Origin of the sequence: Mycoplasma sp. 06067-C1-B144P-99-0482-3 (assembly GCF_051053925.1) — a bacterium.
GTDB lineage: Bacteria > Bacillota_I > Bacilli_A > Mycoplasmatales > Mycoplasmataceae > Mycoplasma > Mycoplasma leachii.
Genome location: NZ_CP144017.1, coordinates 353337 through 377822, shown reverse-complemented (window position 1 = coordinate 377822; position 24486 = coordinate 353337). Strand labels below are relative to the sequence as shown.

Below are 24486 nucleotides of genomic sequence, written 5' to 3'. Positions count from 1 at the left end.
CACCAATTGGTGTCAAAATTAATATTCATATGGTCGGAATAATTGGACTTGAACCAACGACCTCTCCGTTATCAGCGGAGTGCTCTAACCAGCTGAGCTATATTCCGGATAACAAGATAATATTATATTTTTTTTGTTATAAATTCAAGATGTTATTTAAATTTTTAAATATTATTTTGTATTGTTTCTTTTTTAATAGTTTCAACTATAAATGTCGATTGTTTTAAATCTCTTCTAACAATTATAGCATATTTTTGATTGTTTATAGTAATTGAAACACTTTGAGAAATAATTAAACCTGAATTTTCTTTTTTAGTTTCACTAAATTCAAATTTATTAAATCTTTGATCATTAAAATGTTTTTCTAGACTAGTTGTAAAGTTTGGTTTCTTATTTAAGTTTATAATAACATTGTTTAAAAGTCCAGCAAATCATTTCAAGCTATCTTGATTCTTTGCTTTATCACTTGGAATTAGCTTATTAAATAAAAGATCTATTAATGAATTTGAATTTTCTTTCATCCCTTCATCAGTTAAACCTATAACTTCTTTAAATTTATTGGGATTTTCTAAAATAATAGAAAATAAATTTTTTTTATCTTCTTTTCCATTATTTCATTTATATTTGTACTCAAAAATACCTTTTATAAAATTCTTTAAAGAAATTATACTAAACCCATAAGCTTTGTCAAGATCTTTTAGTTTTGAATCAGATGAATCTGAGTTAGAAATTTCATTTAAAATTTCAGTTATAGATTTATCTAGATAATAACTACCAAAATTAGGATAAGTATCTACTTTAATAAAATCTGATAATTTTATACTAAATAAATTTTTAAGATTTAAGTGAATATTATTTGGAAATATATTTCTTAAACTAATGGCAACTTTTTTAAAATAGGGGAATATAAAATTTAAGGCTGCTGGAATTTTAATATTAAATTTTTCTAAAACTAGTTTTGTTACAGAATCATTTGTTAGTGTTGCAATAGTATCAAATGTTTGTTCAACATTTTTATCATATATATACTCAAAGAAATTTTCACCAAGAATTGGAATTAAACTTTTAATACCTGATTTGACTAAAGAAAAAGTAGGTTCATTTTTAATAAAATTATCTATTTTTGTTGAAATATCATCAAATTTAACAAATTTTTCTAATAATGTCTTAATAAAATTGATTGTTACACTGCTATCTTTAAATAAACTTTTTAATAATTCATCTAATTTTAAATTTTTTAATATTATTGAAATATTTTCCACAACTTTAACAAAGTTATCATCAATAATTGGTTTATTTGATACAAAAGAATCAATGACTAAATTTAATAATGAAATAAAAACATCTGCAAGTCCTTTTTTTAAAAATAATTCGCTTTCAAAGAAATTTTTAAGATCTATTTTTTCTATATATGTTTTAGCAATACTAAAAATTGGACTATCAAATTTCAGATTTTTAAGATTAATATTTGAAAGTGATTCAAATAATATGGCAACTAAAAATGTTTGAAATCCATTTAATTTAATTTCTTTTATAGTATTATTTTGATTTCCATTAAACTCAAAAAATAAACTATTATAATTTTGACCAGCATTTGTCCCACTATTTTCGCTTCCAGAACTAGTAGTACTATTTTCATTTTTATATTTGTTTTCTATATATTTTCCAGAAAATAAAATAGCAGCAAATTGTCTTAATCTGTACGCATTTTCTTTTTTATTTACACTACCTAAATAATAATTTAATGTATCTATTAAATATTTTAAATTTAAAGTTGTTTTAAAATTAGAACCAGATGATCAGTTATTATTAGGACTAGATATTTTTTTACTAGAAGTAAAGTTTGTAGATGAACCAGAACCATTACTATTATTTAATCCATATAATTCTTTAATAAAATCAGCATTAGTTTTGTTTTTTTTAAAAATGTTAGCACCATTAATGCTAAATTGCTCTTTTCGAGTATCATCAAATAAACTAAAAAGATATTGGAATAATTCTAATCCTCTAATTAAACTTGCAGCTACTTTAATATGTCTTTTAATATTATCTGGAATAATTGGTTGATTATTATTAGTATTATTAGAAATTATATTTACTGATGGAATTACACTTGTTTTATTATCAAATTTTCTTATTTTTCTTATAAATGTTTTTGATGTTTCTCATAACTTAACATTCAAACCATTATTAGGTTTAACTTCTGCAGACACTAAATTATAATCTTTATCTAAAATACCATTAATACCATCTAAAATATTTAAAAGAGCTAAGTTATTTAACTCAGATAATTCAAAATCTTTATATAAAGTTAAAGCATCAAATGTTTCAATTTCTTTATTTAACTCTTCTAAAAATTTAGGATTAGAAAAAATAGCATTTAAAATGGTTGTTATAATGTCCTTACTTATTTTTAAATTGTTAATAATATCAGCAAACTTATTGTTAATATCAAAATTTTTACCTAAATCAAGTATACCAACAATACCAGCACTACTTAAATTTTCTAAAATAAGAGAAATAGCACCACTAATTTGTTCACTAGTTAATCCAAATAAAGTTTTTGGTAATACAGAAGTTAAAAAATCAGTGTCAGTTCCTTTAATGCCATCTAAATTAATATTTTCATTTTTTTTAATAATTAAAGATTTGCCAAAATAATTTTCAAGAGCATCTTCAAAATCAGTTGATAAAGTAATTTTGTCTTTAACTTCAGCGTTTATATTATAGTTTTTTGCTTGTTGAAAAAAGTTCTTATTATTAAAATAAGATTTTAAAAACTCAAAATTATAGCCATAATAATCAGCTATAGCAACTTGTTTTAAAAGTGTTGCTGAAACTGTTTTAATATTATTTAATGAATTATTTGTAATTGTAACTTCATTATTATTATTATTATTATTTGTATTTATAGATGGAGTTATAGTTTTTTTACAAGCTAAAACTGTAGAAAATACACCAGTACTTACTAAAGTTAACGAACTAAAAATAGCAAGTATTTTTCTCATAAAAACTCCTTATTTAATATTGACAATTATAAAAATTATAACATATTACAAATATCTTACTTGTGATAGTATATTCTTGGCAAAATAACTATAAGTTCTATGACATATTAATTTTATCTTAAAAAAATAAAAAGCAACATTTTTATGTTGCTTAAAAGAGATTAACGTTTTGAGTATTGAGGTGCTCTACGTGCTCCACGTAAACCATATTTTTTACGTTCTTTAATACGAGCATCACGAGTTAATAACCCTTGATCTCTTAATAATTTTCTATAATCTTCACTAGCTTGTAGTAAAGCTCTAGCAATACCTAATCTAGTTGCACCTGCTTGACCTGTAAACCCACCACCAATTACTTTAACAATAATATCAAAATCTTTTAAAGTATTAGTTGCTACTAATGGTTGTTCTAAATCTTGAACTAAAGTAGCATATGGGAAAAATTCTAATGCTGGTTTTCCATTTACTGTAATCAAACCTGAACCAGGAGTTAAAATAACTTGAGCAATTGAAGATTTTCTTCTACCAGTTCCTCTGTAAATAACTTTATCTTTAAACATTATTTAACATCTCCTTTTTTAGTTGAAATTTCTAAAACTTCAGGTTTTTGTGCAGCATATGGATGTTCAGATCCTTTAAATACATGTAAAGCTCTATATTGATTTGAACCTTGAACATTTTTTGGAAGCATTAATCTAATAGCTCTTTCTAAAATCTTAGTAGGATCTAGTTCTCTTTGAACTGAAACACTTCTTTTTTTCAATCCACCAGGATGCATTGAATGATGGTAGTAAAATTTATTAGATTCTTTTTTACCAGAAAAAATTGCTTTTTCAGCATTAATTACAATAACGTGATCTCCATTATTAATATGTGGAGTAAAATCAACTTTATGTTTTCCTCTTAAAATAAGAGCAACTTGAGTTGCTAATCTACCCACAGTTTTCTTTTCTGCATCAACAATGTATCATTTTTTATTAATGTCTTTTGCAGAAATCATAGTAGTTTGTTTCATTTTTGCTAACTTCCTTTAATTGACTTGTCCGGGGTCTTTAAAGTGTGATAAGCATTAATTTATTATATATAAACTTATAGTGTTTATCAACATAACAACCTAAAATACAAGCAATTAATTATTTTAAATATCATTATCTTTTAAAGTTAAAGTTGCATCAGTTTTATAAATTGAATTAAATCCAACAATTAAAGTAATTAAATAAATTCCACTAACTGCAAAAATTACAGCAAAAGGTAGTCAAATTGGAAAAATAATCGGAAGAACTATAATTGAATATAATGATTTAATAGTTGAATCAAAAATAAACCAACCACTAACAAATCCAATTACTAACATATTAGCAATAACTATAAAATACATTCCTAAAATGTTTTCTGTAATGTATTTATTTGAATAACCTAAAACTTTTAAAGTAGCAATAAACCTAACATTGTCTGAAATAATTAAAGAAGTGGTTAATAAAATAATTATAAATACAATCATTAATATTGTAATAATTGCTAAAACTAACGCTAACATTACTAAACTAGAAATTTGATCTAGAATTTGTTTTGTAATTTGAATTGGAGTAATAGTTTTAATAACTCCTTGTCCAATTCCATCATAAACAATTTTATTTTCTAAATGTTGTCCATTTAAACTAATAGGATTATAATCAGCAATTTTTGAATAAGTTGAAACTATTGTATCTAAATTACCAATATCATTACTTTTTGAATATTTATAATTAAAAATCGGAAATTGATTATCAAAGATTTGTAAAACTTTTTTAGCTACATTATGATTAGGGTTTTTAGAATCATTAATAAATTGTTCAACAAATTGATCATAACTATAATCAGTTAAAGACTTATTATTTAAATCTAAAATATTTTTTAAAACTTGTTTTGCTTGAGTTGTTGAAAAAGTCTTATTTCACTGAGGAGCAAAAATATCTCTTCATCAAATTTGTTTATTTTGTTTATAATTTAAAATATTTTGAGCATCATCTTCTTTAATTCAAGCCATGCTTTCATTATAACCATTATGAATACCAACTATTTTAAATTCTTTAGTTTGACTTTTATTTGCAATTTTAAGTTTATTTTCTAAATAACTTTGATAATAACTAGTAATATCTGAAAAATTATTTAAAGACAAATAACTATTATTAGTTTTAACTTTTAAATTATCTGTAGTAATTTGAGATCTTTGAACAAAACTATTAAATTTATTATCTTGTTTCATAGATCAATCACTAGTTTTAAAAACAGTAGTTTTATTATTTTCTACATATTGTAGTTCATTTTGTAAAACATTTAGTGAAATTTTATCATTAGTATTTAAGTTCAATCTTTTTGCTATAGTTTGATTAATAATAATACTATTTCTATCTGAATCAAATAATTTTTTAATTAAATCATTTTTATTTTCATCATATAAATCAATATAGTCATGATTATTTAAAATTCCATAAATTTTAAATGAATGTTTATTATCTAATGTTTTTACATTTAATAAAGTTCCTAGTTGCTCATAATTTTTATTAAAAGGAGCTAAGTTAAATCCTAAAGTGTAATCTTTATTACTATTGTATGAAATCTTTAAGTTTTGTTTTACAAAATAAGGAGCACGTGAATAAGCTGCTTGAATTAAAGCTTGATCATCTCTTTTATAAAACATTACACTAAATCATAAAAATAGTTTTGCAACCAAATCTTTTAAATCATCTAATTTATATTTTTTATTAATAAAATCAGAAGCTGAAATATCTAAAAATTGATCTGATATAGAATTAGATTTATTTCACTTATTATCTAAAATATGATAAAGCCCTAATCTAGATTTACTATCTGTTAGTTTAAACTCTTTTAATATGTTAGCTTTAAAACTATCATTTGATAAACTAGATTTGCTTATTGATAATAAATCAGAATTCAAAATATCTTCATAAGCTTTAGTTTTTAAAGTAATTTGCTCATTTTTAATTTGATTAAACTTATTAATTTTTAAATTTTCATTGTCTTTTAAATCAAAACTATTAACATATTTTTTATTAATAGCTAAACCAATACTATTAGTATAAGTTGCATAAAATTGTTGTAAATATTTAAATTGATTTAATAATGTTTCAAATTCACTTGATTTTGTTTGTTTTAAATTACTAATTAAATTAATATAATCAGGTCAGTTTTTTAATAAAATAAAGTTTATTGAACTAGGAGAAGCTGATAAACTAGCAATATATTTAAAATATTGTTTTGTTAAAGCAATGTCTTGAGCTTGTAATAATTTCATATTTGCTAAAGCCAAGTTAATTGAATCAACTTCTTGTTTATCTTTTAAATCAATATCTAAACTATAATAAGCATTATTAAAAGTTTGATCTAAATAGTCTTTAATAATAGTTTCTAAATCATAACTTTGATTTTTACTAGGTAAAGAAGTGGCTAAATAAGAATCGTTGTTTTTAATAATATTATAAGAATTTTTAGATTTGATATCTGAATTAAATACTCTTATAAAAGAAAAAGGATTATTATAAGTTGGTTGGCTATATTCAACAACTTGATTATACTTAACTCCATTATAAGAATAAATCTTGTTATTTTTTAATAAATTTGGTGAAACAAAAGAAATAGTAAATAAAATTGTAGCAATTAAAACAACAAACCCAACTCCAGTTAGTTTAGAACCAGAATCAACTAATAAAGCAGCTCTTAAACGATGATTAAACTTTCTTTTATTAGATAAACTTTTAACTAAACTACCTAGTTTTGTAATTTTTTTAGCACTTCTATTTTCTAATAAATTAATTGCTCCTTTTTTCATAATTAAAGAAGCAATTAAAAATGAAATTGCTGAAATAATTAATCACATAAAAATTAAATTATTTAAAAATCCAATTCAATCAAAGCTAAAAACTCCATAATCTAAACTAAAGTAATTAGCAAATTTATTAATAATAATAATTGAAATTAAACAAGATAAAATATATCCTAAAATTCCACCAACAATACTTGTAAAAAATGGCATCATCACATAATTAAATACCATTTGACGCTTTTTATACCCAATTGCTCTCATTGTTCCTATTTGACCACGAGAATTTAAAATTTGTTTTTTAGTGATTAAAAAAGTAGTATATAAAACAACACTAATAATAGCTAGTAAAACAGCAGCAGAATAAATATTATAAGCACTAATAGTTTTTTTAATAACACTAGTTCTTGAATTAAATCTATAATTTGAATCTTCTAATTTATAAATTCATTTGCTTTGTGTTCTTTTATTAATTAATTCATTAAAATATTGATTCATTCAATCAATAATCTGATCATTTAATTTATGTTCTGTTTTTAATGAATAAAATGATTCTCATTCATTATTTGAACTCACAACTAACTTAGAACTAGTCGAATCATACCTATAAAAACCATCATCTTGTTTAATTAAGCCAAATCTTGATGGATCAACATAAATAATTCCTTCATTTAAACGATTAGGAATTGGTGAATAAGCATTAATTGTTGGAAAAATAAAATCAGCAGAATTTGCAAATCCAACTACTTGGTATCAATCAAAACTACTTGCATATTTAATCTGATAAACACCATTAACATCAGTTAATCCTTGTTTTGTAATTTTATTAATATCATTAAATTGTTCTTGACTAGTTTGTTTATTATTTAATGAATTTACTAATAATTGATCACCTAAAACATCTTTTTGAAATCTAATAATATCATTAATTTTTATATTATGTTTTTTAGCATAAATTGGATCAATTACAACTTCTTTGTTTGAATTAATATTTCTACCTTTAACAATTACTATTTGATCAACTTTATTATTAGTTAAATATTGTTTTGAAATAGCTTTTAATGTTTGTAAATTATTTAAAGATTTAACTTGTTTAAATTCACGTGATTCAGTTCTTGATCAATCAAATTTAAAATTGTATCTAGAATGTAGTTTTTCATTTAAATGATTAATATATTGTTGTTGAGCTTGAATTTGATTATTAGAAGTAATTAAACTAGTTGGTAAATTTTCATATGGATCTAATTTTAAAACTAAATTATGTTGATTAGAATTAGTAATCAAATTATCATATCTATTTAAAACTCTTGAGTTAATTGCTGATATTAAAGACATAATTAAACTCATAATCATTACTAATAAAACTAAACCAAGTAATTGCGATTTATATTTAAAAGAGTTTTTTAAAGAGTTTTTTAAAATAAGACCCAGCCATTTATCTCTTTTTTGATATTTAGTTTTCATAATTATTCCTTTTTAATCTGATTTTTTAATATGATAATTTAAACAGTCGTTCTTTTTTATTATATCAATATAGTAAAAAAACACCATTTTTGTTACAAGTAACAAATTAGGTGATTTATAAAAACATTTATTTAAATTTAATTTGTTGCAAAACTAAACCCTTTGCTTCAATAATAAAAGGTGTTTTTTTACCAATACCTTGCAACATTTCAATCAAAGTATTAACATTAATTTTATAATTCAAATAAGCATTTAAACAATTTGCAATAATAATTCTTATTTGATATCTAATAAAACCTGATGCTTTAAATTGAATCACAACTTTATTATTAATTCTTAACACTTTAATGTCATCAATAATTCTTTTTGTTTGATAATCATTTCACTCATTTTCTTTTAAACCAGAAAATAATTTAAATTCATGTTCACCAATAAAAAGGTTAAAGATTTCTTGCAATTTTAAAATATCTATTTTTGAGTGTTTTCAAAAATATTCACATCGATTAGTAAAAATATCAAATTTATAATCATTAATATAATAATTATAAATTTTATACTCAACTTCTCTTATATTAAAATTAGAATCTACAAATTTAGCATTTAAAATTCTAATATCTTTAGGTAAAGCTTTATTTATAGCTTTAATAAACTTTTCTAAAATTGGAGTAAAATAAATTATTAATAAAACTTTTTGATCTAAAGCATGAACATTAGCATCAGTTTTGCTAGCTCCAATTGTTTTAAACTCACTAGTTTTAATTACTTTTTTAATAGCTTTATTTAAAACAGTTTGAATACTTATAGAATTAATTTGATTAATTCATCCATGATAATTACTTCCATCATAGCATAAAGTTAATAAAATACCTGTTTTCATTTTAATATGTTACTAGTGAATCAATGTGATTAATATGTCAGTTAGTAAATACTCCACTTGGATTCAAACCATAAACCATCATAAAAACAGCAAAACCAATACCTAACACAAATAAAATAAAATCAATTAATCTTGGTTTAAATTGTACAAATCTAGTTCTTGAAGCATTTGGATCATAACCTCTAGCATCCATTGCATAAGCTAAATCTTCAGCTTTTTGAAATGATGAAACTAATAAAGGAATAATTAATGAGGTTAAACTTTTAACTTTATCTTTAAATTTCCCATTTTTAATATCAATTCCTCTACTTGCTTGAGCTTTCATAATTCTTCCTGCTTCATCAATTAAAGTTGGAATCATACGTAAAGCAATTGAAATAATCATTGACAAAATATAAACTGGAGCTTTAATTAATCTTAGTGGTGATAATAAATCTTCAATAGCTAATGTTAATTGCAATGAAGGAGTTGTACCTGTTAAAATACAAGTTAATGTAATCATTAAATAAATTCTCATTCCCATTACCAAAGCACTATATAAAGCTTTTTCACTAAATCAAAAGACTTTTCAATTAAAAAAATATCCAATAGGTTGTAAGTTTTTAATATGTTCTAATTTATTATCTTGTAAAATATTAACAGCTTTAACATCTAATTGGCCAATTATTGAACTACTAGTTTTTGATCAAAAAATTTTATCAGTATTACTTGTAGTTCATTTTGAAATCTCTTCAATTGCTTGGTTTGAGGGGTGAATGAAAAAAAAGTTCATAATTACAATAATTACAAAAATAAAACTAACAGGAACAAATAATCTAATTAACATTTTAAAACTTAATTGACTTAAGGCAAAAACACTAATAATAACTAGACTAATAATTAAATATCCAGTAAGACCAATAGGAAAAAAAACAGAAACAATTAAAACTATAATCATAAATAGTTTCATTCTAGGATCCATTTTATGAATGACTGAGTTTTTAGGAATATATCTACCAAAAGTAATTCTCATAATTTGGCCTTTCTATTTTAATACTTTAGCTAATTCGCTAGCAAATTCTTCAATTGTTCTAATTTTTTTATTTAATAAGTCAATTCCTTTATTTTTCAATTTATACATTAATTGATAAAGTTTTGGTGGATCAATTTCAATTTTTGCTAATAGTTCTATGTTTGAAAAAATCTCAAACGGTGAACCAATAGCAATTACTTTTCCCTCATGCATAACAATTACTTCATCAGCAATTCTTAATACTTGATCCATATTATGAGTAACCATAATAATACGTTTTTTATATTCTTTATTTAATCTTTCAAATAAATTAATAAAATCTTCTTCACCTTTAGGATCTAAACCTCCAGTTGGTTCATCTAAAACAAGTGTATTACCATCCATAGCAATAATTCCAGCTAAAGCTACACGTCTTTTTTGACCACCAGATAATTCAAAAGGAGAACGTTTAGCATAATCTTCGGGTAGTTGAACTAGTTTTAAAAGTTCAGGAACCTTTTTATAGGCTTCTTGTTTATTTTCACCTAAATTAACAGGGCCAAAAGCAATATCTTTTTCAATAGTTTCTTGAAATAATTGATATTCAGGAAACTGAAAAACTAAACCTATTTCTTTTCTTAAGCGTTTAACTTCTTTAATTTTTTTAATATTTGCAGGAATAGCATAATCACCAACAATTGTTTGACCAGTTTCAGTAATTATTAACCCATTTGTTAATTGGATCATTGTTGATTTACCTGAACCAGTAGTTCCAATTACACAAGTAACTTTATTTTTTTTAAATTTTAAACTAGTATTATTTAAAGCCTTAAATTCAAAAGGAGTTTTTTTTGCATATGTGTATGAAACATTATCTAAAATAATATCTTTTGAAAAATCCATTTTTTGTGGTTCTTGATTTTTATTATTTATTTTTTGCATATTTGTTCTACCAGCTCATCTATATTTTGTGTACTTGCAATTTTAATTCCTTTTTTTTCTAATTCTTCTCTAACCAAGCCAACAAAAGGCACATCTAGTTGAATATTTCTTAAAAATTCTTTATCTTCAACTATATCTAATGGTTTAGCAACTCTAACTAGTTTTCCATGATCTAAAACAATTACTTTATCAGCATTTAAAATTTCATCCATATCATGAGTAATTGAAAGAATAGTTTTAGTTCTAGTTTCTCTTAATTGAACCATAATTTCTTTAATTTCTCTTTTTCCTTTTGGATCTAACATACTAGTAGCTTCATCAAAAATCATAATATCTGGATCTAAAGCTAAAGTTGAAGCAATTGCTACTCTTTGCTTTTGACCACCACTTAAATTTAATGGTTCTTTTTTTAAAGCTCACTCCATACCAACTTTTTTTGCTGAATCTAAAATAATATCTGGCATTTTTTTAGGATCAACTCTTTTATTTTCTAACCCAAATGCAATATCAGCTTCAACAGTTGAACCAATAAACTGGTTATCAGGATTTTGAAAAACTATTCCTAAAAATTTTCTAGCTTGTTCAATATTTTGATCATGAACAATATTTCCAAAAATTTTAATTTCACCTTGTTGAGGATTTAAAACACCAATTAAAATTTTAGAAATAGTTGATTTTCCAGAACCATTGTGACCAATAATAGTTACATAATCACCTTTATTAATAGTAAATGAAACATCATCTATTGCATTAGGAAATTCAGGACCATACTTAAAAGATAGATTTTTAATTTCAATAGCAATATCATTAAGTTTTTTAAGTTTAATACTTTTACCTTGACCATTAATAACTTCTTTAAATTGTATTAGCATATTTTTAGCATTCTCAACTTCAAGTTGGGCTTTTTTAATATCATCCTGATTGTTAGATGATTTAATTTTTTTATACATACTCTCAGCAAGTTTTACATTTTGTTTAAAAAGTTTAGTGGTTGCTATTATTTTATTAATTTCGATTTTTGTAGTTTTTCTTTGAATTTTAATATTTTGTTTTTTTAATTTATCAATATTATCTTGACGAATTAAATTCAAATATTGGTTATTTAAATCATTTAATTTAACAAAATAATTATTAAGAGAAATAATAGTCGCTTCTAGATCATCTTGAGATATTTTTTTAGAATTAAATTCTTCAAATATTGCTAAATTATCCATTCAAAAGCCCCGATTCTATTTGTTCATTATAATAATTATAAATTAAAAAATATTTAAAAAAATAATAGAAATAAAAAAAATAAGGTGCAAGACCTTATAATTTTGAGACTAGATTAATTTAATAATAACCATAGGTGCATTATCACCTTTACGGTTATCTAATTTTAAAATACTTGTGTAACCACCATTTCGATTTTCATATTTTTTTGCTAATTTATTAAACAATTTTTGTAATGCTGTTTCTTTTTTATCAGCATCAATATCTCTTAATCAACTAGCAGCTTGACGTCTTGAATGCAAATCACCACGTTTAGCTAATGTAATCATATGATCAAAATGTCTTCTTAATTCTTTTGCTCTTGTTTGAGTAACTTCTAAAGTTTCATTAATGATTAATTCAGTAGTTAAATTACGCATTAAAGCAGTTCTTCAAGCAGTATTTTGGCCACGTTTTTGAATGTATGACATAAGTTTTTACCTCCTATAATTATGATTGTCTAAATGCTAATCCTAATGAAGCAACTTTATCTTTAATTTCTTTTAATGATTTACGTCCTAGATTTCTTATTGAACCTATTTCGTCTTCATTTTTAGTAACTAATTCTCTTAATGTATTTATTCCAGCACGTTTTAAACAATTTAAACTTCTTTGTGTAAAGTCTAATTCTTCAACTATTCTATCTAGTTCTTTATCATCAGTTTGATTAACACCAATAACTTCTAATACACTAATTTCACGGTTTAGATCAATAAAGAATTCTAAATGAGCAACTAAAATTTTAGAAGCAATACTAATTGCATCAATTGCAGTAATTGAACCATCAGTTGTAACTTCTAATTCTAATTTCTCAAGATCAATAGCTCTTCCAATTTTTGCTGAATCTACACTATATGCAACTTTAATAATTGGTGAATAATTTGAATCAATTGTAATCATTCCTGGTTCAATATTTTTTTCATTTTTATTATCTTTAAAAGTCTTATAACCACGTGAATTTTTAGCATATAAAACTAAATCTAAAATTCCACCCTCACTAATAGTTGCTATTAATAGATCTTGATTTAAAACTTCTACACCTGCTGGTAATTCTAAATCACCAGCATATACAGGACCTTGAATATCAGAGCGAATTTTTAATTGTACAACTTCATCATCACCATACATAGAAGTATCAATTCTTAAAACTAATTGCTTAATATTTAAAATAATTTTAGTAACATTTTCAATAATTCCTGGAATTGAAGTAAATTCATGAGTTGCCCCAGCAATTTTTATCGCATAAACACTTGCTCCGGGAGTTGCTGCTAATAAAGTTCTTCTAATCGCATTACCTAAAGTTATACCAAATCCTCTTTCTAGAGGTGATACACTAAATTTTCCGTATTTTTTGTCTTGTCCTTCTTTTAAAAGAATAAATTCTGGTCTCACAAATTGTTTCATAAATTAACCTCTTGGGCGTTTTCTTGGACGCACTCCGTTATGTGGAATTGGTGTTGTGTCTTTAATTGATGTAATTTCTAAACCAGCCATTTGTAATGCTCTAATTGCAGCATCACGTCCTGGCCCTGGGCCTTTAACTTCAACAGATACAGTTTTAACACCATTATCCATAGCACCTTTAGCTGCTGCTTCTGAAATTAATTGAGCTGCATAAGGTGTAGATTTTTTAGAACCTTTAAATCCTATTGCTCCTGCACTAGATCAAGAAAGAACATTTCCTTTTTCATCACTAACTGTAACAATTGTGTTGTTAAAAGTAGAATGAATATGCGCAATACCTTTAGGAATATTTTTCTTAATTTTTTTCTTAGCTTGTGGTTTTGGATTTGCCATGATTATTTTCCCTTCTTTCTACTTTCTATTTTTTCTTATTAGCTACAGTTTTTCTTGGACCTTTAACAGTTCTTGCATTAGTTTTTGAAGATTGTCCTCTAACAGGTAAACCTTTACGGTGTCTTAGTCCTCTGTAACTTCCAATTTCCATTAAACGTTTAATATTTAATGATACTTCTCTACGTAATTCACCTTCAGTTTTGTATTTTGAAATTTCAATAGAGATATTTTTGATTTGTTCTTCTGTTAAATCTTTTACTCTGATATCTTCAGAAATGTTTAAAGTTTTTAAAACACTTTGAGCAGTTGGTAGCCCTATTCCATAAATATAAGTTAAAGAAACAACAACTCTTTTATTATTTGGGATTTCTACTCCACTAATACGAGCCATATTCTAGGGTATCCTTTCTAATTTATTAATTAAACAATTATCCTTGTCTTTGTTTGTGTTTTGGAGTAACACAAATGATCATTACACGGCCTTTACGTCTAATTACACGGCATTTGTCACAAATTTGCTTGACTGATGATCTAACTTTCATCTTTAAAACCTCCATATTTTTTAAAATAAAACAATAATCGTTTAAATGATTTAAATTGTTTTAAAATAACTACTTACCAATTTTTCTATAAGTAATTCTTCCACGTGTCATATCATATGGTGAAATTACAATAGTTACTTTATCTCCAGGTAAAATGCGGATGTAATGCATGCGGATTTTACCTGACACGTGGGCATTAATAACTACACCATTTTCTAATTTCACTTTAAATTGGGCATTAGGCAATACTTCAACAACAGTGCCTTCAAATTCCATTTCTGTTTCTTTAGCCATCGATAATGCACCTATCTTTCTGTTTTAGTTAGTACTTCACAACCATCTTTTGTAATTAAAATTGTATGTTCAAAATGAGCTGTTGTACTATGATCAGCTGAATACACTGTTCATTTATCATCTGCAACTTTAGTTTTATAAGTACCTATTTGAACCATTGGTTCAATACAAATAACCATACCTTCTTGCAATCTAATTCCTGTATTTGGTATTCCATAATTTGGAATATAAGGATCTTCATGTAAAGCTAAACCAATTCCATGACCAGTATAATCTCTAGGAACACTAAAATTAAACGATTCAACATAATTTTGAATAATTGAACCAATTGTTCCAACTCTTATTCCTGGTTTTAATTCAGTTATTGCTAGTTCTAGTGCCTGTTCAGTGACCCTTATAAGTATATCATTTTTTTTATTTTTTGCAATTCCACAAACCATAGTAAAAGCACTATCTGCATGTCATTTTTGATACATGCAACCAGCATCAATACTTACAACATCTCCATCAAGTAATACTCGATCTCTTGGAATACCATGAATCAGTTGATCGTTAATTGAAATGCAAATAGTTTTTGGAAATCCTTGATAATTTTTAAAATTAGATTCACATCCATTTTGTTTAATAAATTCTTCAAAAGCTTTATCTAAATCTAAACAATTAACACCAGGCTTAATCATTGATTTTAATAAATTTAGACCTTTTGCTAAAACTTGGCCTGCTATTTTCATTTTTTCAATTTGCTCTTGATTTTTAATTGTTATCATTAAATTTTTAATTCTCCTTTGATTTGATTAAAAACTTGTTCAGCTGATAAATTATCTGCTTTAATTTCAATAAATTTAGAATTAGTTTTAAAATAATCAATTAAAGGTAAAGTTTGTTCATTATAAGTTTGTAGTCTTATTTTAACTTTATCTAAACTATCATCACTTCTTTTAACTAATTTGGTATTATCAAAATCACAAAGATCTTCTTGTTTTGGTTTTCTAGTTTCTAAATTAAAACTAGCTTTACAAAATGGGCAAACCAATCTATTTGTAATTCTTTTAATTAAAATTTGATCATTTACATCTATATAAAATACATAATCAATTTTTTTATTATATAAATCTAACATTTTTTCTAGTGATTTAGCTTGTTCTAAAGTTCTTGGGTATCCATCAAAGATTAATTTATTATTAGTATGTTTTAAAAATTGACTAACGATTTGATTAACAATTTCATCTGGAACATATTTACCAGCATTCATATACTCTTGACACTTTAAACCCAATTCTGTATTTAATGAAATTTCTTTTCTCATTAAATCACCAGTTGATACTTGAATAAAATTTAATTTATTTACTAGTTGTTCTGCTTGTGTTCCTTTCCCACAACCAGGTGCTCCTAACAGCATAATGTTCATATATAAAATTCCTTTTTAATAACATTATAAATGTATTTTATAATAATCTATATTCTAAATAAAATAAGATAATAAAATACTTTAGTTTATATAAAATAACAATAAAGTAAAAAAGGCATATTGCCTTTTTATCAAATATGAGATGTTTTATTCTTATTAATATTATTAGTGAATTTTTCTTTTTTCTTCTCAATAAAGTTTTGTTGAATAATTCTTCCTTTTAATTGTTGAACAGTTTGAATAGCAACTGAAATACAAATAATTAATCCAGTTCCACCAATTGCAAGATTTGATGGAAGTTGAGTTAATTTTGAAATTACATAAGGTAATAATGCAATTATTGCTAAAAATACTGATCCTACAACTGATAATCTATTAATAATACCAGTTAAATATTTTGTAGTATCTTTTCCTGGTTTAATACCTGGAATAAATGTTCCAGATTTTTGGAAGTTTTCAGCAATTTTTTCTGGATTAATTTGGACTTGAGAATATAAGAATGTAAATAACACGATTAGGATTCCAAATATTGAAATACCTCACCAAGTATTAAATGATAAATAATCTCTTGTAAATATAACAAATCCACTATCTGGGTTAACTGCTTCTATAATTTGAGAAATTGTAATCGGGGTTGAAATAATTGCTGATGCAAAAATAACAGGAATAACTCCAGCATTATTTAACTTTAATGGTAAATATGGAGTATGTTCACTAGAATCTGTTAATCCTGATCCAGTTTGCTGAATTGGGATTTTTCTCTCAGCTTCATTCATAATTACAACTGATAGAATTACTAGTAAAAATACACTAATATAAATCATAAAGTTTAATAATCCTGAAAAAAAGATATTTGCTTCTTCACCAGAATTTGATACTCAATATTCAAATGTTGATTTTAAGTTTGATGGCATTGAAATAATAATACCTATAAAAATTACTATTGAAATTCCATTACCAATACCTTTTATAGTTATTTGATCGGCAATTCATAACATAAAAAACGAACCACCTAGCATTACTAAAGGAATCAAAATGTAATAAAATGCTGAATTTGCTATAGCATTAGTGTTATCTCAACCAGGAATAATTAATCCTTGACTTGATAAAGTAAAAATAGTTGCTTCAGCTTGCATTAACGCAAATGGAATCATAATAATTTTTGTTAATTTATCAAGTTTTTTTCTTCCTCTTTCACCAGATTTTGATCATCTTGTCAAAACAGGAATCACATCTGTTGATAAAAGTTGCACAATAATTGAAGCAGTAATATAAGGAGAAACTCCTAAAGCTAATATTGAAAATCTTCCAATACTTCCTCCACCTAATGTTGAAAGTAATTGAAAAAATTGAATTCTACTAGAATCAGTTGCAAATCTTTTATCTAAAGTTACTCCAGGAACAGTTATATAAACGCCAAGTCTAATAATAACAAGAGCTAATAATGTAAAAAGAATTCTATAAATTAAATCTTTATTTTTTGTAAAAAAACTTAATTTAAAAAGATTTTTCTTTTTATTAGATGATTTAAAAGTACTTTTTTTATCAACTTTATTAGCAGGTTTTTTAATAACCATTAAATCACCTCTACTTTTCCTCCCAATTTCTCAATTGCATCTTTAGCTGCTTTTGAGATTTTGTTAACTTTTACATCAACTTTTTTAGTTAATGTACCATTAGCTAATATTTTAATTAATGATGTACTATTTTTAATAACTTTGCAATTGATTAAATTTTCGTGATTAATCACTTCTAATCCTAAAGTTTCTAAATCACTTAGATTTAAAATAGTGTATTGTTTTTGATTTAATGAAGTAAATCCAACTTTTGGAAGTCTTCTAAATAATGGTGTTTGACCACCTTCAAACCCAGGACGAACCCCTCCGCCTGAACGAGAATTTTGACCTTTATGTCCTCTAGTAGCTGTTTTTCCTTTTCCAGAAGCCATACCTCTACCCACTCTAGTAGCTTCTTTTTTACTACCTGGTGTGTATTTTAATTCATTTAATTTCATTAATTATGACTCCTTTCTACTATTCAACTGAATTTTCAGCTTCATTTTTAATCATTGGTTCAGTTACGACATCTTCTTTTTTAACTTTTTTAGAAGTCATTTTTTTAGTTGTTGATTTAGATGGTCTTTTTTCAAGATTCTTAGTTTCAGCAGTTTTTTCAACTAACACAACTTTTTGTTTATCAAAAGTTTTACCATATCTTAATTCTTGAACTCTTTTTAAGGTTTGCATTGAACTTAGTCCTTCAAAAGTAGCTCTAATCATATTAATTGCATTATTGCTTCCTAGTGATTTAGCATAAACATCTGAAATTCCTGATAATTCAATAACTGCACGAGCTGGTCCACCAGCAATAATACCAGTACCAACTTTAGCTGGTTTAATTAAAATTTTACCTGCTCCAAAAGTTCCTAAAACTTCATGTGGGACAGTTGTATTTCTTAAAGTTACACTTATTAAGTTTTTCTTAGCTTCTTTAATTGCTTTTTTAATTGCTTCTGGAACTTCATTAGCTTTTCCAGTTCCCATTCCAACTAAACCTTTTTTATTTCCAACAACTACAACTGCTGCAAATCTAAAATGACGACCACCTTTAGTTACTTTTGTAACACGTCTAATTGTTACAACTTTTTCTTCAAACTCATCTTTTACTACTTTTTGTCTAGATGATGGTCTTGATTTTCTTTCAAATCTTTTATTATTTTCTTGTTTTGGAGTAGAAGCTTTTTCAACATTAGAATTCATTTCTGATGATGTTTCTACTACATTCATTTCTTCAGTCATAATCTCTTCTACCCTTTCTTAAAATTTTAATCCATTTTCTCTTGCTTTTTGAGCAAATGCTTTTATTTTTCCATGATATAAATAACCATTACGGTCAAATACTACTTGATTAATGTTAGCTGCTAAAGCTTTTTTGGTTAATTCTTCAGCAACTTTTTCAGCAGCTTCAATATTAGATTTATTTTTTAAATCCATTTTTAATGTAGAAGCAGATACTAATGTAACTCCTTTAGTATCATCAATAATTTGAGCATAGAAATTAGTATTTGATTTAAATACATTTAATCTAGGTCTTTCAGCAGTACCAACAACTTTATGTCTTACTCTGAAATGTCTACGTTTTCTAGCTTGAGTTTTAGTAAATTTCATACTTAGTAATCCCTAAGCTCTGGTACTATTTACCAGCTGCTTTCCCTTCTTTTCTAATAATAGTTTCATTTTTGTATTTAATTCCTTTACCTTTATATGGTTCAGGTTTTCTATATGCTCTAATATTTGCTGCTACTTGACCAACTAATTGTTTATCAATTCCACTAATAGCTAATTCAGTTGGTTTAACTGCTTGAATCACTACACCATCAGGAATTTCAAATTCAACAGGATGTGAATAACCTAAACTTAAATTTAATTTAGAACCATTAACTGCAGCTTTATACCCAACCCCAGTAATTTGTAATTCTTTTTTAAATCCTTCACTAACTCCAGTCAACATACCTTGTAGTAATGAATTAGTAGTTCCGTGTAATTGTTTTGTATGTTTTTGTTCATTTAATCTTTTAGTGATTAATTTGTTTTCTTCAACTTCAATTTTGATTAAAGGTGAAAATTGTTTTGATAAAGTTCCTTTAGATCCTGTAATTGTTACTAAATTGTTTTCTGCTATTTTAACTTCAACACCATTTGGAATTTGCAATAATCTATTACCTATACGAGACATATTAAACTCCTATTATCAAATGAATGCTAGAACTTCTCCACCAGCATTAGCTAGTCGAGCTTTTTTACCAGTCATTATTCCTTGTGATGTTGAAACAATTGAGATACCTAATCCGTTTAATACTTGTGGAATTTCATTAGCTTGTGCATAAACTCTTAAACCTGGTTTAGAAATTTTCTTTAATCCTTGAATTACTCTAGTTTTTCCTTGGTACTTTAATTCAATATTAATAGTTTTTTTAACATCACCTTCAACAGTGAAGTCTGAGATAAATCCTTCTTCTTTTAAAATTCTTGCTATTTCTAATTTTACTTTGCTAGAGGGAACACTTACAGTTTTTAAGTATCTTTGATTAGCATTTCTAATTCTAGTTAGCATATCTGCAATAACATCTGTTGTCATACTTTTGAATCTTCTCTCTTTCTATCATGAAGCTTTTTTAATACCAGGAATTTGTCCTTCATAAGCAAATTTTCTAAAACATAAACGGCAGATTCCAAATTTCTTTAACACAGCATGAGGTCTTCCACAATGATTACAACGTGTATAATTTCTAACATTAAACTTTTGATGTTTAGCTTGTTTAACTTTTAATGATTTTTTAGCCATTATAATATCTCCCTTGTTCTATTTTTCAAATGGCATTCCTATTTTTTGTAGTAATGCAAATGCTTCTTTATTTGTTTTAGCAGAAGTTACAATAGTAATATCCATACCACGTAATCTAATAACTTTATCATAATCTACTTCTGGAAAAATAATTTGTTCTTTAATTCCAGTTGTAAAGTTTCCAAACCCATCAAATGAAGTTTTTGAAACTCCTCTAAAGTCACGTACTCTTGGTAAAGCAACATTAATTAACTTATCTAAAAAGTCATACATCTTTTTACCTCTTAAAGTAACTTTAGCACCAATTGCCATACCTTCTCTTAATTTAAATACAGCTAATGATTTTTTAGCTTTTGTAACAATTGGTTTTTGTCCAGATAATTTTTCTAGTTCAGATATAGCTGCATCTAATTTTTTAGGATCTGTTGTAGCATCTCCTATTCCCATGTTAATTACAATTTTTTGGATTTTTGGAACTTGCATTATTGATTTGTAATTTAATTCTTTAAATAATTCAGGAACAATTTGATCTTTGTATTTAATTTCTAATCTTGATTTCATACTAATTTATTTCCTTTCTTATTTAGCTGTTTTAATTTGAGTTTTAGATTTTCTAGCTATACGAACTTTTTTACCATCAATAATTTCAAATCCTACTTTTGTAACTTGATCTTTATTTTTTGGGTCTTGTAATGCAACATTTGATATATGAAGTTTTGCAGGAATATCTTTTATTCCACCTTCACTATCTTCATTAGTTGGCTTAACATGTTTTTTAACTGTTATACCTTGAACTGAAACTCATTGTTTATCTTTTGTAATTGAAGTAATTGGTCCAATTTGTCCTTTGTGTGAACCAGCGATTACTTTAACTACATCACCTTTTAAAATTCTTGACTTTGCCATAAACTGGTTCCTCCTATAATACTTCTGGAGCTAAAGATGCAATTTTTGCAAATCCAGCTTCTTTAATTTCACGTGCTATTGGACCAAAAATACGAGTTCCACGTGGTGTTTTATCTTCTTTAATTAATACTGCTGCATTTTCTGAGAATTTAATATAAGTACCATCTTCTCTTCTTAATTCACGAGTAGTTCTAACAATTACTGCTTTTACAACTTGACCTTTTTTAATAATTGCACCTGGAGTTGCAGAAATTACTGAGCAAATAATAATATCACCAATGCCTGAAAATTTTCTAACTGAACCACCTAGATTACGAATAACACGAACTTCTTTAGCACCTGAGTTATCTGCTACTTTTAATTTAGATAATGTTTGAATCATATTTTTTATCTCCTATTATAAAGTTGCTTTTTCAATAACTCTAACTAATCTAAAGTTTTTAGTTTTTGATAAAGGACGTGTTTCCATAATTTCAACTTTATCACCCATTTGAGCAACTTGGTTTTCATCATGTGCTTTATATTTTTTAGAATATTTAACTCTTTTTTTATAAATTGGGTGGTTTTTATAAGTTTCAACTAATACAGTAATAGTTTTATCCATTTTATCTGATACAACCTTACCAATTAGTACTCTTCTACTATTTCTTTGCATTATTTAGTTTCTCCTTTAGTATCAGGTTCAACAGTTTCTTGTTCAGCTGCTTGCATTGCTTTTTGAATATCAGCTTCATTTAACTCAGTTTGGTTTTGTTGACCATATTGCTCTTCTAAGAATTTTCTTTGTTTTGCTCTAACTTCTTTTCCAGCTTTTTCTGCTTTTTCAACAGCTTTGTTGTAATCTGCTTTAATAACTTTATTAGTGTTTTCTCCACTTAAACGTTTTTCTGATAATGCTAATTCAATTCTTGCAATTTCTTTTTTAATTTCTTTAATACGGTGAGTTTGTTCTAAACTTCCAACTGCTGCTTGAAATTTTAAAGCAAATAATTCAGCTCTTTTTGATTCATTTGTTTTAATTAACTCATCAACAGATAGATTTCTTAGATCTAACATTTTTGATTTAGACATTAATTTTCACCTCTTTTAACAAATTTACAACGAATTGGTAATTTATGCATTGCTAGTCTTAAAGCTTCTCTAGCTACTTGCTCATTAACTTGAGCAATTTCAAACATAATTGTTCCTTTTTTAACTACTGCTACTCACTTTTCAGGATTTCCTTTTCCTGATCCCATACGAACTTCAGCAGGTTTTTTAGTCATTGCCATATGTGGGAAAATTCTCATTCAAATTTTTCCATCACGTTTCATATAACGTGTCATAGCAATACGTGCAGCTTCTATTTGATGATTATCAATTCACGCACCATCTAAAGCCATTAAACCAAATTCACCAAAGTTAATTTCTTTAGCTCCTTTAGCTTTTCCTTCATAACTAACTCTATGAGGTTTACGATATTTTGTTCTTTTTGGTTGTAACATAACTATCTTTTTCCTCCTTTATTAGTTCTTGGTTTTGCCATTATTTGTGAATTATTCATTCTTTCTTTTTTAAATACTTCACCATGATTAATTCATACTTTAACTCCAATTTGACCATATGTTGTTGGAGCTTCATATAAAGCATAATCAATATTATTTCTTAAAGTTGAAAGTGGTACTGAACCTTCTAAATATCCTTCAGTACGAGCCATTTCAACTCCACCTAATCTTCCACTTACAGCAGTTTTAATTCCTTTAACTCCAGCTTTTAAAGCTTTTTTAATAGCTAATTTTTGAACTGTTCTAAATGAAGCACGGTTTGAAATTTGTTCACCAATTCATCTAGCAACTAAAGTTGCATCTGCATCAGGACTTTTAATTTCAATAACTCTAACATTAACAATTAATTTTTTATTTTTAACAGTTTTTCTAACAGCTAAAACAATTTTTTCGATGTTTTTACCTTCTTGACCTAAAACGATAGCTGGACGAGCAGTTTTGATAAATAAAGTTAGATCTTTTGTAGTTCTTTCAATATCAATTTTTGAAACAGCTGCATCTTTTAATAATTTAAATAAAGCAGTACGGATTTTGATATCTTGATCTAATCATTTAACATATTGATCTTTTTCAGCATATCATCTGTTTTCTCAATCTCTAACGATTCCTAAACGTAAAACGTTTGGTGATACTTTTTGTCCCATTTCCTAACTATCCTTTCTTATTTTTCATCACTAACTACAATCACAACATGACTAGTTCTTTTAAAAATTTCATATGCTCTACCATGAGCTCTAGGTCTAAAACGTTTTAAAGTTGGTCCTTCATTAACAAAAATTGTTTTAACATATAACTTATCTGCTTCCATACCATTATTATTAACAGCATTAGCAACTGCTGAATTTAATAATTTTAAAATTGGTTCAGCAGCATCTTTGTTTAGATTTTTTAAAGTAGCAACTGCAACTGATACAGCTTTGTTTCTGATTGTATCTGCAACTAATCTCATTTTTCTAGGAGAGATACGAATCATACTTAATTTTGCTTTTGCTTCCATTGTTTAATTCTTATCCTTCCTATTATTTTTTCTTACCTTTGTCATCACCATGACCACCGAATTTACGAGTTGGAGCAAATTCACCTAATTTATTTCCAACCATATCTTCAGTAATATAAACTGGAATAAATTCTTTTCCATTATAAACACCAAATGTTTTACCGATGAATTCAGGGAAAATAGTTGATCTACGTGATCAAGTTTTAATTACTTCACCATCTTTTGCTGCTGTAACTTTTTTAAACAAACTTTCATCAACAAAAGGTCCTTTTTTTAATGATCTTGCCATATTATCTTCTAT

At 25.7% G+C, this 24486-nt stretch carries 32 protein-coding genes and 1 tRNA gene; all 33 read right to left on the bottom strand.

Annotation, left to right across the window (positions count from 1 at the left end; genetic code table 4):
* Nucleotides 1-30 precede the first annotated feature (30 nt).
* Nucleotides 31-107: transfer RNA gene (locus tag V2P32_RS01725), tRNA-Ile, on the bottom strand.
* Between the two features lie 57 nt (nt 108-164).
* A complete protein-coding gene (locus V2P32_RS01720; RefSeq protein WP_434343825.1) occupies nt 165-3008 on the bottom strand; it encodes an MOLPALP family lipoprotein in 2844 nt (947 codons plus the stop codon).
* A gap of 161 nt (nt 3009-3169) precedes the next feature.
* A complete protein-coding gene (gene rpsI, locus V2P32_RS01715) occupies nt 3170-3568 on the bottom strand; it encodes a 30S ribosomal protein S9 (protein ID WP_011166882.1) in 399 nt (132 codons plus the stop codon).
* Nucleotides 3568-4023 carry a 50S ribosomal protein L13 gene (gene rplM / locus V2P32_RS01710; RefSeq protein WP_434343824.1) on the bottom strand — a complete coding sequence of 152 codons (456 nt, stop codon included), beginning with the start codon at nt 4021-4023 and terminating at the stop codon, nt 3568-3570. Before rplM ends, rpsI begins: the two co-directional genes overlap by 1 nt.
* Nucleotides 4024-4146: 123 nt before the next feature.
* A complete protein-coding gene (locus V2P32_RS01705; protein WP_434343823.1) occupies nt 4147-8292 on the bottom strand; it encodes an ABC transporter permease in 4146 nt (1381 codons plus the stop codon).
* Nucleotides 8293-8419: 127 nt separating this feature from the next.
* Entirely contained in the window at nt 8420-9169 is a 750-nt protein-coding gene (locus tag V2P32_RS01700; RefSeq protein WP_434343822.1) for a tRNA pseudouridine synthase A, read from the bottom strand.
* Between the two features lies 1 nt (nt 9170).
* Nucleotides 9171-10181, bottom strand: a complete 1011-nt coding sequence (locus V2P32_RS01695) for an energy-coupling factor transporter transmembrane component T family protein (RefSeq protein ID WP_434343821.1) — start codon at nt 10179-10181, stop codon at nt 9171-9173.
* 12 nt (nt 10182-10193) lie between these two features.
* On the bottom strand, nt 10194-11102 hold the full coding sequence (locus V2P32_RS01690) for an energy-coupling factor transporter ATPase (RefSeq protein WP_434343820.1): 909 nt from the start codon (nt 11100-11102) through the stop codon (nt 10194-10196).
* Nucleotides 11090-12316, bottom strand: a complete 1227-nt coding sequence (locus V2P32_RS01685) for an energy-coupling factor transporter ATPase (RefSeq protein WP_434343819.1) — start codon at nt 12314-12316, stop codon at nt 11090-11092. Before V2P32_RS01685 ends, V2P32_RS01690 begins: the two co-directional genes overlap by 13 nt.
* Nucleotides 12317-12424: 108 nt before the next feature.
* On the bottom strand, nt 12425-12784 hold the full coding sequence (rplQ, locus tag V2P32_RS01680; RefSeq protein ID WP_434343818.1) for a 50S ribosomal protein L17: 360 nt from the start codon (nt 12782-12784) through the stop codon (nt 12425-12427).
* A gap of 19 nt (nt 12785-12803) precedes the next feature.
* Nucleotides 12804-13757, bottom strand: a complete 954-nt coding sequence (locus V2P32_RS01675; RefSeq protein WP_434343817.1) for a DNA-directed RNA polymerase subunit alpha — start codon at nt 13755-13757, stop codon at nt 12804-12806.
* Between the two features lie 3 nt (nt 13758-13760).
* Complete coding sequence (rpsK, locus tag V2P32_RS01670; protein WP_008362476.1) at nt 13761-14150, bottom strand: 30S ribosomal protein S11; 390 nt, start codon at nt 14148-14150, stop codon at nt 13761-13763.
* A 25-nt stretch (nt 14151-14175) separates the two neighbouring features.
* A complete protein-coding gene (gene rpsM, locus V2P32_RS01665; protein ID WP_011387529.1) occupies nt 14176-14541 on the bottom strand; it encodes a 30S ribosomal protein S13 in 366 nt (121 codons plus the stop codon).
* A gap of 37 nt (nt 14542-14578) precedes the next feature.
* Complete coding sequence (gene rpmJ / locus V2P32_RS01660) at nt 14579-14692, bottom strand: 50S ribosomal protein L36 (protein ID WP_004429078.1); 114 nt, start codon at nt 14690-14692, stop codon at nt 14579-14581.
* A 69-nt stretch (nt 14693-14761) separates the two neighbouring features.
* A complete protein-coding gene (infA, locus tag V2P32_RS01655) occupies nt 14762-14986 on the bottom strand; it encodes a translation initiation factor IF-1 (protein WP_011167188.1) in 225 nt (74 codons plus the stop codon).
* A gap of 11 nt (nt 14987-14997) precedes the next feature.
* A complete protein-coding gene (gene map / locus V2P32_RS01650; RefSeq protein WP_434343816.1) occupies nt 14998-15753 on the bottom strand; it encodes a type I methionyl aminopeptidase in 756 nt (251 codons plus the stop codon).
* Nucleotides 15753-16394 carry an adenylate kinase gene (locus V2P32_RS01645; RefSeq protein ID WP_434343815.1) on the bottom strand — a complete coding sequence of 214 codons (642 nt, stop codon included), beginning with the start codon at nt 16392-16394 and terminating at the stop codon, nt 15753-15755. Before V2P32_RS01645 ends, map begins: the two co-directional genes overlap by 1 nt.
* A 128-nt stretch (nt 16395-16522) precedes the next feature.
* Nucleotides 16523-17971, bottom strand: a complete 1449-nt coding sequence (secY, locus tag V2P32_RS01640) for a preprotein translocase subunit SecY (RefSeq protein WP_434343814.1) — start codon at nt 17969-17971, stop codon at nt 16523-16525.
* Complete coding sequence (gene rplO, locus V2P32_RS01635) at nt 17971-18408, bottom strand: 50S ribosomal protein L15 (RefSeq protein WP_434343813.1); 438 nt, start codon at nt 18406-18408, stop codon at nt 17971-17973. Before rplO ends, secY begins: the two co-directional genes overlap by 1 nt.
* Nucleotides 18409-18427: 19 nt before the next feature.
* Complete coding sequence (rpsE, locus tag V2P32_RS01630) at nt 18428-19192, bottom strand: 30S ribosomal protein S5 (protein ID WP_434343812.1); 765 nt, start codon at nt 19190-19192, stop codon at nt 18428-18430.
* Between the two features lie 18 nt (nt 19193-19210).
* Complete coding sequence (rplR, locus tag V2P32_RS01625) at nt 19211-19561, bottom strand: 50S ribosomal protein L18 (RefSeq protein ID WP_434343811.1); 351 nt, start codon at nt 19559-19561, stop codon at nt 19211-19213.
* A gap of 25 nt (nt 19562-19586) precedes the next feature.
* Complete coding sequence (gene rplF / locus V2P32_RS01620) at nt 19587-20129, bottom strand: 50S ribosomal protein L6 (protein ID WP_434343810.1); 543 nt, start codon at nt 20127-20129, stop codon at nt 19587-19589.
* 12 nt (nt 20130-20141) lie between these two features.
* Nucleotides 20142-20531: a 30S ribosomal protein S8 gene (rpsH, locus tag V2P32_RS01615; protein WP_008362508.1), complete on the bottom strand. Its 390-nt coding sequence runs from the start codon at nt 20529-20531 to the stop codon at nt 20142-20144.
* A gap of 21 nt (nt 20532-20552) precedes the next feature.
* The gene (locus tag V2P32_RS01610) at nt 20553-20738 is read right to left on the bottom strand and encodes a type Z 30S ribosomal protein S14 (RefSeq protein ID WP_008362512.1); all 186 of its coding nucleotides are present in this window, start codon (nt 20736-20738) and stop codon (nt 20553-20555) included.
* Between the two features lie 18 nt (nt 20739-20756).
* Nucleotides 20757-21299 carry a 50S ribosomal protein L5 gene (gene rplE / locus V2P32_RS01605; RefSeq protein WP_013447957.1) on the bottom strand — a complete coding sequence of 181 codons (543 nt, stop codon included), beginning with the start codon at nt 21297-21299 and terminating at the stop codon, nt 20757-20759.
* 18 nt (nt 21300-21317) lie between these two features.
* Nucleotides 21318-21644 carry a 50S ribosomal protein L24 gene (rplX, locus tag V2P32_RS01600; RefSeq protein ID WP_011387538.1) on the bottom strand — a complete coding sequence of 109 codons (327 nt, stop codon included), beginning with the start codon at nt 21642-21644 and terminating at the stop codon, nt 21318-21320.
* 13 nt (nt 21645-21657) lie between these two features.
* A complete protein-coding gene (gene rplN, locus V2P32_RS01595) occupies nt 21658-22026 on the bottom strand; it encodes a 50S ribosomal protein L14 (protein ID WP_013447958.1) in 369 nt (122 codons plus the stop codon).
* 15 nt (nt 22027-22041) lie between these two features.
* A complete protein-coding gene (gene rpsQ, locus V2P32_RS01590) occupies nt 22042-22299 on the bottom strand; it encodes a 30S ribosomal protein S17 (RefSeq protein WP_011166904.1) in 258 nt (85 codons plus the stop codon).
* The gene (rpmC, locus tag V2P32_RS01585; RefSeq protein ID WP_434343809.1) at nt 22299-22715 is read right to left on the bottom strand and encodes a 50S ribosomal protein L29; all 417 of its coding nucleotides are present in this window, start codon (nt 22713-22715) and stop codon (nt 22299-22301) included. Before rpmC ends, rpsQ begins: the two co-directional genes overlap by 1 nt.
* Complete coding sequence (rplP, locus tag V2P32_RS01580) at nt 22715-23128, bottom strand: 50S ribosomal protein L16 (RefSeq protein ID WP_013447960.1); 414 nt, start codon at nt 23126-23128, stop codon at nt 22715-22717. Before rplP ends, rpmC begins: the two co-directional genes overlap by 1 nt.
* Nucleotides 23129-23130: 2 nt before the next feature.
* Nucleotides 23131-23832 carry a 30S ribosomal protein S3 gene (gene rpsC / locus V2P32_RS01575; RefSeq protein ID WP_013447961.1) on the bottom strand — a complete coding sequence of 234 codons (702 nt, stop codon included), beginning with the start codon at nt 23830-23832 and terminating at the stop codon, nt 23131-23133.
* A 17-nt stretch (nt 23833-23849) separates the two neighbouring features.
* A complete protein-coding gene (gene rplV / locus V2P32_RS01570) occupies nt 23850-24185 on the bottom strand; it encodes a 50S ribosomal protein L22 (protein ID WP_008362527.1) in 336 nt (111 codons plus the stop codon).
* 22 nt (nt 24186-24207) lie between these two features.
* A complete protein-coding gene (gene rpsS / locus V2P32_RS01565) occupies nt 24208-24474 on the bottom strand; it encodes a 30S ribosomal protein S19 (RefSeq protein WP_011166909.1) in 267 nt (88 codons plus the stop codon).
* Between the last annotated feature and the right edge of the window lie 12 nt (nt 24475-24486).